Genomic DNA, 12,943 nt, shown 5'->3' with positions numbered 1-12,943 from the left:
GGTCAGTCTAATCGGCGCAGCTCTGTGGTCTGCGCGACCCCATGTCCGTGCACGACCGCCGCTCTTCAGGCGACACCGTGACTCTGGGCGACACCGTGACTCTGGGCGACACCCTGGTTCTGGGTGACACCCTGTTCCTTCGCGGCCGCCGTCGAGGAACCGTTGCGGATTTCGACGATCGGCAGCACCAGCGCTGCGGGCGCGTCGGCGGGAACCACCGGCGCGGTCGGCGGCACCGGGTTCAGGCGGCGGTATCCCTCGCCCTGGGCGGGGCGTAAGTCCTTCTCACCCTTGTTCGGCCACAGCGACGCTGCCCGCTCTGCCTGCGCCGAAATGGTCAGCGACGGGTTCACCCCCAGGTTCGCCGACACCGCGGCACCGTCGACCACGCTGAGCGTCGGGTATCCCCACACGCGGTGGTAGGGGTCGATGACACCGTGCTCGGGGTCCGAGGCGATCGTGCAGCCGCCGAGGAAGTGCGCCGTGAGCGGAATGTTGAACACATCACCCCATGTGCCTCCCGCGCGGCCGTCGATCTTCTCCGCGATGCGCCTCGTGGCCTCGTTGCCCGCAGGAATCCAGCTGGGGTTCGGCTCACCGTGACCCTGTTTGCTCGTGAACTTGCGCCGGCCGAACAGGCCCTTCTTGGTGTACGTCGTGATGGAGTTGTCGAGATTCTGCATCACCAGTGCAATGATGGTGCGCTCACTCCACCGGTACGGGGTGAGCACCTTCAGGGCCTTCGGATCCTTCGCGAGTTCCCTGAGGAACGTCATCCACCGTCGGCCGCCGCCGTCGGTCATCAGTGTCTGCAGCAGCGCCATCGAGTTCGAACCCTTGCCGTAGCGCACGGGCTCGACGTGGGTGTCCGAGGTGGGATGGAACGACGACGTGATGGCGACGCCCTTGGTCAGCTCCAGCGTGGGATCGACCTTGTTCTTGGCCGCACCGAGAATCGACTCGGAGTTGGTGCGGGTCAGCACACCGAGCTGATCGGAGATCTTCGGGAGCGCGCCCGTCTCCTTCTGGTCGAACAGCAGGTGCTGCGTGCCCCACGTTCCGGCGGCCAGCACGACCTGGGCAGCCGTGTACGTCTTGCGCTTGCGGTTCTTGACCGGGCCGGTCCGCCGGGTGAAAACGTCCCAGGTGCCGTCCGACGCCTCCCGCAGACCGGTGACCGTCGTCATCGGGATGATGTCGGCGCCCGCCTTCTCGGCAAGACCGAGGTAGTTCTTCAGCAGGGTGTTCTTGGCACCGTGCCGGCAGCCGGTCATACATTCACCGCATTCGATGCACCCGGTGCGGTCGGGGCCCACTCCCCCGAAGTAGGGGTCGGGAACCGTCTTGCCCGGCTCACCGAAGAACACGCCCACCGGGGTCTGGATGAACGTGTCACCCGCCCCCATGTCCTCGGCCACCGACTTGATGATCTCGTCGGCCGGCGTCATGTGTGGGTTCTGAACCACGCCGAGCATCTTCCGGGCCTGGTCGTAGTAGGGGCTGAGCTCGTCGTACCAGTCGGTGATGTGCGCCCACTGCCGGTCCTGGAAGAAGGAGGCGGGCGGCTTGTAGAGCGTGTTGGCGTAATTGAGCGATCCGCCACCCACTCCGGCGCCTGCGAGGATCAGGCAGTCACGCAGGAGGTGAACCCGCTGGATGCCGAAAAGTCCCAGCGCAGGTGCCCAGAGGAACTTCTTCAGGTCCCAGCTGGTCTTGGCGAAGTCGGCATCGGCATAACGCCGGCCGGCTTCGAGGATGCCGACCTTGTATCCCTTCTCCACCAGCCGGAGCGCGGTGACGCTGCCACCGAATCCGGACCCGACGATGAGAACGTCATAGTCCGTCGCGCGTTGCTTCTTCATCCTCGACCTCCACCGAACCTGGGTTATTACTCGCCAGTATGCACCCCAGCGCTGTGACAGCTGCCACAAGGGTTACCTTAACTGTAACGACTGGTATCAGGAACGGCTGCGCACCTGCACAAGAAAATCGCCCAATGCCGCACCGGTGCTGTCGAACTACACCGGGGGCATTGGGCGATGAGAGAAAGTGGAGCGGACGAGGCCCTACGCGCGGACCGTCAAGCCCACCTTCTGAAATTCCTTGAGGTCCGAGTAACCGGACTTCGCCATGGATCTGCGCAGGCCGCCGACGAAGTTCAGAGAACCGTACGGATCGTTCGACGGGCCCGCGAGGACCTGGTCGAGCGACGGTCGTTCGCCGAAGGACACCGGCAGCATCGTGCCACGGGGAACCGACGGATGGGCTGCCGCCGACGGCCAGTACCAGCCGCCGCCCGGTGCTTCGGCCGCAACGGCGAGCGGCGCACCCAGCACCGCCGCGTCCGCACCGCAGGCGATCGCCTTGGCGAGGTCGCCCGAAGACGCGATGTCCCCGTCCGCGATGACATGGACGTACCGCCCACCGGTCTCGTCGAGGTAGTCACGTCGAGCGGCCGCTGCGTCGGCAATGGCGGTGGCCATGGGAAGACCGATGCCGAGCACTTCACCGGTGGTGGTAGCCCCCTCCGTGGAGCCGTACCCGACGATGACACCCGCCGCTCCCGTGCGCATCAGGTGGAGCGCGGTGCGGTGATCGCTCACCCCACCGGCCACGACGGGAACGTCCAGCTCGGAAATGAACGTCTTGAGGTTGAGCGGCTCACTGTCGCCGTGGGCGACGTGCTCGGCGGAGATGATCGTGCCGTGGACGACGAGGAGGTCGATGCCGGCCTCGATCAGATGCGGAGTCAGCGCCCGCGCATTCTGGGGGCTCACCCGCACAGCGGTGGTGACCCCGGAGTCACGGACCTGCGCCACCGCGGCCGCGAGCAGGTTCGGCTGCAGCGGCGCAGCGTGCAGTTCCTGCAGCTTCCGGATGGGAGCTTCGACGTCGACGTCCGATTCCGCTAGGGCGACGAGCTCGGCGAGTTTCGCCTCGACATCGGCGTGGCGCCCCCACAGTCCTTCACCGTTGATGACACCGAGACCACCACGCTTGCCCAACTCGATCGCGAACGCCGGCGACACCAGCGCGTCGGTGGGATGCGCGAGCACGGGAATGTCGAAGCGGTAGGCATCGAGCTGCCAGGACGTGGACACCTCCTTGGAGGAGCGCGTCCGCCGGGAGGGGACGATGTCGATGTCGTCCAGCTCATAGGTTCGTCGGGCTGTTCGGCCCATGCCGATCTCAACGAGGTCGCGCACGCGCGCCCCTTTCTCGTGACTGGTTGCTAGCGAGCGGTGTAGTTGGGAGCTTCGACCGTCATGGTGATGTCATGCGGGTGGCTTTCCTTCAGACCCGCCGCGGTGATCTGCACGAACTGGGCGTTCTGCAGCTCCTCGATGGTCGACGCTCCCGTGTAGCCCATGGCGGCCCGCAGACCGCCGGTGAGCTGATGCGTGACCTGGGACAGGGGGCCGCGGAACGCGACCCGGCCCTCGATGCCCTCGGGTACCAACTTGTCCTCGGACAGCACGTCGTCCTGGAAGTAGCGGTCCTTCGAGTACGACTTGGCCGCGCCGCGACTCTGCATGGCGCCGAGGGAACCCATCCCCCGGTAGCTCTTGAACTGCTTGCCGTTGACGAGGATCAGCTCGCCCGGCGACTCCGCGGTGCCGGCGAGCAGCGACCCGAGCATCGCCGTCGACGCGCCCGCGGCGAGCGCCTTCGCGATGTCGCCGGAGAACTGCAGTCCGCCGTCTGCGATGACCGGCACACCGTGCGGTTTCGCGGCGGCGACGGCCTCGAGGATCGCAGTGATCTGCGGGGCGCCGACGCCGGCGATCACACGGGTGGTGCAGATGGATCCGGGGCCCACACCGACCTTGACGGCGTCGACTCCTGCCTCGATGAGCGCCGCCGCACCGCTACGGGTGGCAACGTTGCCTCCGATGATCTGGACCCGCTCGTCCACTTCGGCTTTGAGCTTCGAGATCATGTCCAGCACGCCGGCGGAGTGCCCGTGCGCACTGTCGACGACCAGAACGTCGACGCCGGCGTCGGTGAGCGCCATCGCCCGACTCCACGCCTCGTCACCGACACCCACCGCCGCACCGACCAGCAGGCGCCCGTCTCGGTCCTTGGTGGCATCGGGGTGCTGTTCCGTCTTCACGAAGTCCTTGACCGTGATGAGGCCGGTGAGCTTGCCCTGACCATCCACGATCGGGAGCTTCTCGATCTTGTGGCGACGGAGCAGACCCAACGCCACCTCCGCGGTCACACCCTCCTGGGCGGTGATCAACGGCGACTTGGTCATGACTTCCGACACGGCGCGGTTCTGGTCGACTTCGAAGCGCATGTCACGATTCGTGATGATGCCGACGAGCTGACCGGCGTCATCCGTTACCGGGAGTCCGGAGATGCGGAAGCGCGCGCACTTGGCGTCGACCTCGGCGAGGCTGTCGGACGGCTTGCACGTGACCGGGTCGGTGACCATGCCCGCTTCGGATCGCTTGACCGTCTCGACCTGCCCGGCCTGAGCGTCGATGGACAGGTTCCTGTGCAGAACACCCATACCGCCTGCGCGGGCCATGGCGATGGCCATGCGCGCTTCGGTGACAGTGTCCATCGCGGAACTGACGAGGGGAACCCGCAGTCTGATGTCGCGAGTCAGCTGGCTGGACGTATCGACCTGGCCAGGGATGACATTCGACGCCGCCGGTAAGAGCAGGACGTCGTCGTACGTGAGACCCAGCATTGCGACCTTGTTCGGGTCGTCACCGCCGGTGTGTACATGCCCTGCTGAACTGGTCATGCGGTTCGGGCCCTCCATGGAACTCGGATGCAGCGCCGGTAGCGCCGTCGTGGAAATTTCGGGAATGCGGATACAGACAGAAAGGACGGAGCAACGATCGATATTCCCAGCTCCTCAGACCATGGTATCGGCTCCCCGGGATCCTCATGCGAGCCCACCCACGCTGGGCCTACGCCGAACGGCTGGCGCAGACCGGCCTGACCTGCGTACCGTGGTGCTGTGCGCGATCAACTGCCTCCCGGTCTGCCCCCGGACCCCTTTGCCGGCGACCCCGCCGACCCGTCCGCAGCTCTCGATGCGATCGAACCGGGCCAGCCACTCGACCCCCACGAGCGACTCGCTGTGGAGGAAGACCTGGCCGACCTCGCCGTATACGAGGCTTTGCTGGCCCATCGCGGGATTCGTGGCCTCGTCGTGTGCTGTGAAGACTGTCAGCAGGATCACTATCACGACTGGGACATGCTCCGGGCCAACCTCCTCCAGCTCCTCGTGGACGGCACCGTCCGGCCACACGAGCCTGCCTACGACCCGACACCTGAGGCGTACGTCACCTGGGACTACTGCCGCGGCTACGCCGACGCCTCGATGAACGACGCTCTGCACGGTGACGGCTTCGACGCCTGACCCGAATCACCCGTAGACGCAGCTGTGGCCCGACACGCGAAGTGTCGGGCCACAGCTGTGTGCGCCGGTAACGGCGCACCATGTCAGCTGGTGGGGGGCGGAGGCACCGGGACGGTGGTCGTGGTGGGCAAGGGCACCGTCGACTGCTGCTGTTGCTGCGTCGGCGGCTCAAAGGTCGGGAGATCGTCCGTCGGCTGTGTGGGAACCAACATGATCGTCGGATCGACCGTGGAGGGCGGCGGAGGCTGGGTCTGCGGCAGTTGAGGCAACTGCGGCAACGGAATCGGGGGGAGTCCCGGCAACTGGAGGTCGGTGCTCGGCAGAGTAGTTCCTGGCTGCGGTTCGACGCCCGGCAACGTGGTGCCCGGCAGTCCTGGCAGCGACGTCGGTAGCTGAGTGGTCAGAGCGGGCGCGTCCGTCGTGGTCGTACCGGGTGCGGGCGCCTGCGCGGTCGTGGTGGGTGCAATCTCGGCCAGCTGGGCTGCGAGCTTTGCACGCCAGACTTCGAGTTCGCGCCGCTGGTCGGCATCGCGGATGCCGCCGGCGCGGTCGGCCGCGTTGTCGAGCAGGTTCTTGACGGACTCGGCGTCGCCGGTCGCGAGCATGCGCTCGGCTTCCTGCAGCTGTGACGTGGTGTCGATCTGCGCCACCGTCGAATCGGCCTGCTGGCTGAAGACCACCGATTTGACGCTCCACAGCGGATCGCCCGGTTCGGCGTTGTAGGAGAAAATGGTGGCGCCGCCCATCACGACCGCGATCGCTGCGGCAGCGCCCGCGATCGGCCGTAGTAGACGCAACTTGCCGCGAGCGGCGCTCCGGGCTTCGCGAGCATCCGCCTCGTCCATGGCCGCGATGACGTCGTCGAGCAGCGGCCCGTCCGGCATCGGTGTCGCGACGATGTCTGCGCGCCAATTCGCGAGCAGGAGTGCCAGCTCGTATTGCTCCGGCGAATCCGTCGCAACAGGACCACCACCGGCGATTGCGTCGATCAGTGCATCATCACGGCGCACTGCCGCAACGTCCACTGGTGCGTCGCCGCCTGGGAGATCGGCATCGGGATTGCCGATCCGCTTGTTTCCCCTAGCCAAACCTCTCACCTGCCTTTGTCACTTCTTTTTTCAGTTTCGCGATAGCTCGGTGTTGAGCTACGCGGACAGCTCCCGCGGTACTACCCACGGCCGCAGCCGTCTCCTCTGCCGACATTCCGACCACGAGGCGGAGGATCAAGATCTCCCGGTGCTTCTCCGGCAGCGTGCTGAGCAGATCGTTCATCTGCCTGCTCGCTTCCGAGTCGAGCGCCCTCTGTTCGGGTCCGTCATCGTTGGCTACGACATCTGGTACTTCGGCGACCGGTTCCGATTTGTTACGTGCGGAGTTTCGATGCGCGTCTGCGACCTTGTGTGCGGCGATCCCGTAGACGAATGCCATGAAAGGCCGTCCCTGGTCCTCGTAGCGAGGTAAGGCGGTCATCACGGCGAGACACACTTCCTGTGCCACGTCATCCGCGGAGAGTTGTCCCCTCTCCGCAGCACCGACCCTGGCTCTGCAGTAGCGCACAACCAGGGGCCGAATGTTTTCCAGGACCAGAGCTAAAGCGGCCCGGTCGCCCTGCGTTGCAGCGGCGACAGCGGAGTCCAACTCCTCGCTCGTATTAGTCATCGTCCGTGAATATCCTGGCGTTACAGTGGCACCTCCCCCGATGGGTGTGCTCCCGCTCTCAGCGGAACACTTAAAGGGTAACGGTGCGGACCGAGCGGTATTCGCCCGGATTCACCCGGAAGCGCCCCTGGACGTCCGACCAGGACCATCACCGCCGGAAGTGTCCGCCGCGGCCCGCGACGATCTCCTCACACTCTTCGCGTGCCTGCTGTGCGCGCGGATCGCCGGTCACGCCGGCGAGCAACATGGCAGCGGCCCACTTCAGGGGTATCAGACCGTGTCGTTCACATCCCTCGAGTACTTCGGCGGCGAGGTGCGCAGCCGGTCCGGAATCGGATTCCCCTGTCATCGATGCGCTGCGGAGCAGTTGGGATTTCAGGTGGTGGCGGATCGAACCGGCGTGCGCGGAAATTTCTGTCGCGGCCACGGCGTGGCGGCGCGCCGACGAGAAGTCGGCGCCCGCCAGCGAAAGTTCGGCGCTCACCCAATGCAACCGGAGGTGCTGTCGCCAGAGACTCCCGGTGTCGTCCGTATCCGCGCCTTCCCCTCCGAGGTGCTGTCCACAACGATCGAGTAGACGCCATCCCAGGCCCAGGCGTCCGCATCCCAGTGCGTCGGCGGCGAGCCCGGTGAGAGCATCGCACCGTGCCGCCAGCTCGAGCGCACCCCCCGCGGGGTCGGCCGGTCCGCAGCCGATCAGGGCGAGCGCCCGGCCGTCGAGACCGGACGCGGCCCGGTGGTCCCCCAGCTGCCGTAACAACGAGGCTTGCGTGCTCCAGGCCAGGGATGCGACCGCCGGACCGGACTGCCGGTCGCGGGTGATGTCCGTGAGCTCCGCCCGCGCCCTGCTGTAGCGGCCTTGACCACCCAGCGCCACCGCCCGCATCCACCGCTCGACGGGACGCGTGGACGTCGGTAGCGGGTGCCGTCCCGGATCGGCGCCGAACGCCGCGCCGGTCAAGATCCGGGTGATATCGATGTGGCGACTAGTGGCGGGCACGACCGCATCCTGTCACCGCTGCGCCGCAGCTTCATGTCACCGCTGCGCCGGGGCTGGTCAGATCAGGGCGGTGACCGCGTCGACGGCGTCACCCAGATTCCCGACCGACTTCACCGACCGGGGCAGATGTGCCGCTGCGGCCCCGGGTCCGGCCGCCAGCAATGCAAGTCCACTGCGGCGACGCCGGATGGCGCGCGAGAGAGATGCCACGTCACAGTCTCCCGGCGGCAGCCAGAGCACGATCACGTCCGGTTCCGCGTTGGTCACGGACGCGAGTAGGGCGGTGCGGCCCACCGGCCTCGAGGTGCGGACGTCGACCGACGCCGTGGCCAGCGCGGCGCCGAGCGCGCGGAACCCGAGGTCGTGCGCGATTGACGGCCGTCGAAAGTCGAGGCTGGTGGGGACGTCCACGAGCAGCACCCGTCCGCCGACGGCGATCGGGGCGTCGAGTGTCATCGTCGACAGGATGCCCGTCATGCATTCGACGAAGGCACGGCAGTTCACTGCGGCGGCGTCCGAGTTCCGCCCCTCGTTCGCCCAGTCGAGGACCGGGACGAGCACGGCCTCCCACACGGCAGGCAATCCGCGCTCGGCGGCGGCGCGGGAAACGATGCGGCGGATCGTGACGATGTCGCGCGCGATCAATGCCCTCGACAGATTCCGCACTGCAGGCTCGGCGTCTTCGAGGACGGAAATCGTGGCCGAAAAGTGCGACGAGTTTGTTTTGCCTTCGTTTACAGAGTTGTCACCCAGAATTTGCGGAGAACTCGTCGGTTCCGAATTCGACGAATATGTAGCTATTGCGTTAATCGCATATCTCGCAGCTTCGGCCGGGCTCGCCCCCTCGTCGAGTGCTTGCTGCATACACTCCAGTCGAGCCACATCCCGCGGTGTGTATCGGCGGTGACTACCGTGAGCATGCGCGGACGGCCCGATCCCATAACGACGGTCCCAGGTGCGCAGCGTCGACGGCGCCACGCCAAGCCGTCTGGCCAGGGCGGATACCGCCATCGTCGGCTCGCTGCCGACAGGATTGTGAGCGTGCTGAGCGTCGGACTCCGCTGACTGGGGCACCTCGACATCGTTACCTGTGACCTATGGTCTTTCAACCCGAAACCGAATCACGGACCGGCCGGAATGTAAATATTTTCCAGGTTAACTTTCAGTTTGTGGGATATGTAAATTCCCACTGTGAACAACTATTGACGCGATTTCCGAAACGACTCTACGGTTAGCGACGTGAAAGATTAGCGGCTTGAACATCGAGCCCACGGTCCGCTCGCCGCCCGAGGCGAGCTTGCAGCTAAGGAGTCCATATGCCTGCACCCAACCACCTCCCCGGTCCGAACGCCGATATCTGGGATTGGCAGATGCACGGACTGTGCCGCGGAGTCGACTCCTCGATGTTCTTCCATCCCGACGGCGAGCGTGGGCGGGCGCGAGCACAGCGGGAGACCCGCGCCAAGGAGATGTGCCGCCGCTGCCCCGTCCTCGCACAATGCCGAAACCATGCGCTGAGCGTGTCCGAGCCGTACGGGATCTGGGGCGGAATGTCCGAGACCGAGCGTGAAATGCATGCGCGGCACCGCCGCGGGCGTATCGCGGTCTGACGCGCCGGGCGGACCGACCCCGGAACCCCTCGTCCAAGCCGGCGTCGAGCCGGCGCGTAGATACGGACGGGGGGTTCCGTGCATCACACACTCGGCCCGATCACCCATCCACTTCGATGCCGTCTCCGAATGCCTACCGGCTGGAGGAGATGACCGGACATGCACGCTACCGTGGTGCTCGATGAAGCGAGACGAGCGTTCGTGACCCACAACGAGGGCATCTCACCGGCCGAAGATCTGTGCCCGGTGGGCTCTGCCGATGCCGCTGCAGTGCGTGCCACCGACAACGCGGAACTTCGTGACGCGATGGTCCGCGTTGCGCGCGGTGATGCCGAGGCCTTCGCGGAGCTCTACGACCGCACGAGCGCCCGGGTCCACGGACTGGTCCTGCGCGTGCTGCGCGACCCTGGATACGCCGAGGAGACCACCCAGGAAGTGTTCCTTCAGGCATGGAACACCGCGTCGAATTTCGACCCGAGCCGCGGCTCGGTGATGTCCTGGCTGATGACGCTCGCCCACCGCCGGGCGGTCGACCGTGTGCGGTCCGAACAGGCGGGTACCGACCGTCAGGCGCTATACGAGAGCACCTCCGTTTCGGGGCCGTTCGATCACGTCACCGAAGAGGTCACCCGCCGGCTCGAGCATCAATCGGTACTCGCGTGCCTCGACACTCTCACTGCCACCCAACGCGAATCGGTCGCGATGGCGTATTACGACGGACGAACCTACCGAGAGGTCGCCGCTCACCTGGGCGTCGCCCTGTCCACGGTGAAGACCCGTATACGTGACGGGTTGACACGTCTTCGGGGATGCCTGGGAGGTCTGTGAGATGAACGAAGATCTTCTGGGCATGGCCTATCCGTACGCACTGGACGCGCTCGACGACCAGGAACGCCGCGAACTCGACGCCCGGGTCGCCGCCGCCGACGAGGACACCCGAGTCGCATTCGCCGCCGAGGTACGGGCTATTCGCGAATCCCTCGCCGTGGTCAGCGAGGTCGGCGCCGTCGCCCCGCCACCCCAGCTGCGGGCCCGGTTGCTCGAACAGATCGGGCAGGACGCACAGGCCGACACCTATGCGCCCGTCCGCCTCGACCACCACCGCAATCGCCGGCGTCGTTGGCGGATTGCGGTGGCGGCCGCCGCTGCGGTCGGAATACTCGCAGGCGGAACCGTCATTGCCCGGCAACTCACGGAAGGCCCCGACCCGACGGTAGCCGAGCAGGTACTCCAGGCCGCGGACATGCAGTCGTCGAGCACTCCCATTCCCGGGGGCGGCTCCGCCACGGCCAGCTACTCGAAGTCCGAGGACGCCGCCGTGCTCGTCATGAACGATGTCGTTCCGCCCGCCGCCGACAGCGTGTACCAGATGTGGCTACTGCCCGAGTCCGGCGACGCACCGGTCCCCGCCGGAACCATGACCCCCGACGACGTCCTGCAGACCACCACCGTCGTCCTCGACGACATCGGCTCGATGACGAAGCTGGCCTTCACCATCGAGCCGCCCGGTGGCTCACCACAGCCGACGTCGAACCCGTTCGCCGTGCTCACGCTGAGCTGAGCGAACCGGGTCGGCGGGAATACGGCCGCGACACGACGAAACCCCCGCGCGGAAGATCCGCACGGGGGTTTCGTTCGGCCGAAAGATGAGGACATCGATCGGTTCGCGGCTACCGCCTCAGTGGCTGTGTCCGTGACCGGTCTGCTCCTGCTCTTCTTCGGGCTTCTCGACGATAGCGCTCTCGGTCGTCAGGATCATCCGTGCCACCGACGCCGCGTTCACGACAGCGGAGCGGGTGACCTTGACGGGGTCGACGACACCGTCTTCGAGCAGGTCACCGTAGGTGAGGGTCGCGGCGTTGAAGCCGTGCCCCTTGGGCTGCTCGGCGACCTTGCTGGTGACGACGGAACCGTCGAGACCGGCGTTGCTGGCGATCCAGAACAGGGGCGCCTGTAGCGCTTCGCGCACGACCTTGACGCCCGTGGCCTCGTCACCGGTCAGACCGAGGTTGTCGACCAGCTCGGTGCTCGCCTGCACGAGGGCCGATCCGCCACCGGGAACGATGCCCTCGGCGACAGCAGCCTTGGCGGCGTTGACGGCATCCTCGACGCGGAACTTGCGTTCCTTGAGGTCCGTCTCGGTTGCGGCACCCACCTTGATGACCGCGACACCGCCGGCCAGCTTCGCCAGACGCTCTTCGAGCTTCTCGCGATCCCAGTCGGAGTCGGTGTTCTCGATCTCCCGGCGCAGCTGCGCGACGCGGCCCTTGATGTCGGCGTCGGTGCCGGCGCCGTCGACGATTGTGGTCTCGTCCTTGCTGACCACGACGCGACGGGCACTGCCGAGGAGGTCCAGTCCGGCCTCCTTGAGGCTCAGCCCGACCTCGGAGTTGATGACCGTACCGCCGGTGACGATGGCGAGGTCGTCGAGGAACGCCTTGCGACGGTCACCGAAGAACGGCGCCTTCACCGCGACGGCCTTGATCGTCTTCCGGATGGAGTTGACCACCAGGGTCGAGAGAACCTCGCCCTCGACGTCCTCGGCGATGATGAGAAGCGGCTTGCCGCTCTCGGCAACCTTCTCCAGCAACGGCAGGAAGTCGGGAAGTGAGCTGATCTTCTCGCGGTAGAGCAGCACGAGGGCGTCCTCGTACACGGCCTTCTGCGCGTCGAGATCGGTCACGAAATACGGCGACAGGTAGCCCTTGTCGAACTGGACGCCTTCGGTGATCACGAGCTCGGTTGCGAGGCTGGAGGATTCCTCCACCGTCACGACACCGTCCGTGCCCACGCGAGTGAGCGCCTCGCCGACCAGTTCGCCGATCTCTTCGTCACGCGAGGAAACCGTGGCGACCTGGGCGATGGACTTCTTGCCCTCGACCGGGGTGGCGGCCGCGAGCAGCGCCTCGACGACCTTCTCGGCGGCGGCGTTGATGCCGACTCCGAGTGCCATCGGGTTGGCGCCTGCGGCAATGTTCTTCAGACCGCCGCGAACGATGGCCTGAGCCAGCACGGTGGCGGTGGTGGTGCCGTCACCCGCGACGTCATTGGTCTTGGTGGCGACGCTCTTGACCAGCTGCGCGCCGAGGTTCTCGAAGGGATCCTCGAGGTCGATCTCCCGCGCGATGCTGACGCCGTCGTTGGTGACGGTGGGGCCGCCGAAGGCCTTCGCCAGTACTACGTGGCGGCCACGCGGACCCAAGGTCACCTTGACCGCGTCGGCCAGCTTGTCGACCCCGCGCTCGAGAGACCGGCGTGCGGTCTCGTTGAACTCAATCTGCTTGGACATGTGTT

12 protein-coding genes and 1 pseudogene are annotated in these 12,943 nt (G+C 66.4%); 4 read left to right on the top strand and 9 right to left on the bottom strand.

The annotated features are described in order from the left end of the window. Positions 1 to 65: 65 nt before the first annotated feature. From L1080_RS05765 to guaB, 3 genes are all read right to left on the bottom strand, one after another. A complete protein-coding gene (locus L1080_RS05765; protein WP_250769030.1) occupies positions 66 to 1,862 on the bottom strand; it encodes a GMC family oxidoreductase N-terminal domain-containing protein in 1,797 nt (598 codons plus the stop codon). A gap of 204 nt (positions 1,863 to 2,066) precedes the next feature. Then, on the bottom strand, positions 2,067 to 3,206 hold the full coding sequence (locus tag L1080_RS05760; RefSeq protein ID WP_159925695.1) for a GuaB3 family IMP dehydrogenase-related protein: 1,140 nt from the start codon (positions 3,204 to 3,206) through the stop codon (positions 2,067 to 2,069). Positions 3,207 to 3,232: 26 nt separating this feature from the next. After that, positions 3,233 to 4,756: an IMP dehydrogenase gene (gene guaB, locus L1080_RS05755; protein WP_250769026.1), complete on the bottom strand. Its 1,524-nt coding sequence runs from the start codon at positions 4,754 to 4,756 to the stop codon at positions 3,233 to 3,235. 219 nt (positions 4,757 to 4,975) lie between these two features. Here guaB and L1080_RS05750 point away from each other — a divergent pair, with 219 nt between their 5' ends. After that, positions 4,976 to 5,380 (top strand): DUF5319 domain-containing protein, encoded by a 405-nt coding sequence (locus L1080_RS05750; protein ID WP_005239778.1) that lies wholly within the window; start codon positions 4,976 to 4,978, stop codon positions 5,378 to 5,380. 83 nt (positions 5,381 to 5,463) lie between these two features. Here L1080_RS05750 and L1080_RS05745 read toward each other — a convergent pair whose 3' ends face one another. From L1080_RS05745 to L1080_RS05725, 5 genes and pseudogenes are all read right to left on the bottom strand, one after another. Then, positions 5,464 to 6,477 (bottom strand): anti-sigma-D factor RsdA, encoded by a 1,014-nt coding sequence (locus L1080_RS05745; protein ID WP_159925693.1) that lies wholly within the window; start codon positions 6,475 to 6,477, stop codon positions 5,464 to 5,466. Then, the gene (locus L1080_RS05740; protein ID WP_109331498.1) at positions 6,461 to 7,039 is read right to left on the bottom strand and encodes a sigma-70 family RNA polymerase sigma factor; all 579 of its coding nucleotides are present in this window, start codon (positions 7,037 to 7,039) and stop codon (positions 6,461 to 6,463) included. Before L1080_RS05740 ends, L1080_RS05745 begins: the two co-directional genes overlap by 17 nt. A gap of 148 nt (positions 7,040 to 7,187) precedes the next feature. Continuing rightward, a complete protein-coding gene (locus L1080_RS05735) occupies positions 7,188 to 8,039 on the bottom strand; it encodes a hypothetical protein (protein ID WP_250769024.1) in 852 nt (283 codons plus the stop codon). 57 nt (positions 8,040 to 8,096) lie between these two features. After that, positions 8,097 to 8,705 carry a transcriptional regulator gene (locus L1080_RS05730; RefSeq protein WP_250769232.1) on the bottom strand — a complete coding sequence of 203 codons (609 nt, stop codon included), beginning with the start codon at positions 8,703 to 8,705 and terminating at the stop codon, positions 8,097 to 8,099. A gap of 159 nt (positions 8,706 to 8,864) precedes the next feature. After that, a pseudogene (locus L1080_RS05725) lies at positions 8,865 to 9,050 on the bottom strand (MerR family transcriptional regulator); the annotation flags it as partial. Between the two features lie 305 nt (positions 9,051 to 9,355). Here L1080_RS05725 and L1080_RS05720 point away from each other — a divergent pair. From L1080_RS05720 to L1080_RS05710, 3 genes are all read left to right on the top strand, one after another. Further along, positions 9,356 to 9,649, top strand: coding sequence for a WhiB family transcriptional regulator (locus L1080_RS05720; protein ID WP_005239766.1), 294 nt, complete (start codon positions 9,356 to 9,358; stop codon positions 9,647 to 9,649). Between the two features lie 159 nt (positions 9,650 to 9,808). After that, on the top strand, positions 9,809 to 10,477 hold the full coding sequence (locus L1080_RS05715) for a sigma-70 family RNA polymerase sigma factor (RefSeq protein ID WP_284707670.1): 669 nt from the start codon (positions 9,809 to 9,811) through the stop codon (positions 10,475 to 10,477). A gap of 1 nt (position 10,478) precedes the next feature. After that, positions 10,479 to 11,210, top strand: a complete 732-nt coding sequence (locus tag L1080_RS05710) for an anti-sigma factor (protein ID WP_250769021.1) — start codon at positions 10,479 to 10,481, stop codon at positions 11,208 to 11,210. Positions 11,211 to 11,327: 117 nt separating this feature from the next. On the opposite strand, the gene groL is transcribed toward L1080_RS05710, so the two are convergent. Continuing rightward, entirely contained in the window at positions 11,328 to 12,938 is a 1,611-nt protein-coding gene (gene groL / locus L1080_RS05705) for a chaperonin GroEL (protein WP_250769018.1), read from the bottom strand. Positions 12,939 to 12,943: the final 5 nt, after the last annotated feature.

It is taken from the genome of Rhodococcus sp. MSC1_016 (genome assembly GCF_023667485.2).
In the GTDB taxonomy this organism is placed as follows: Bacteria; Actinomycetota; Actinomycetes; order Mycobacteriales; family Mycobacteriaceae; genus Rhodococcus_F; species Rhodococcus_F oxybenzonivorans.
Note: the sequence above shows the minus strand (reverse complement) of the source record. Positions and strands in the feature narration are given on the sequence as shown.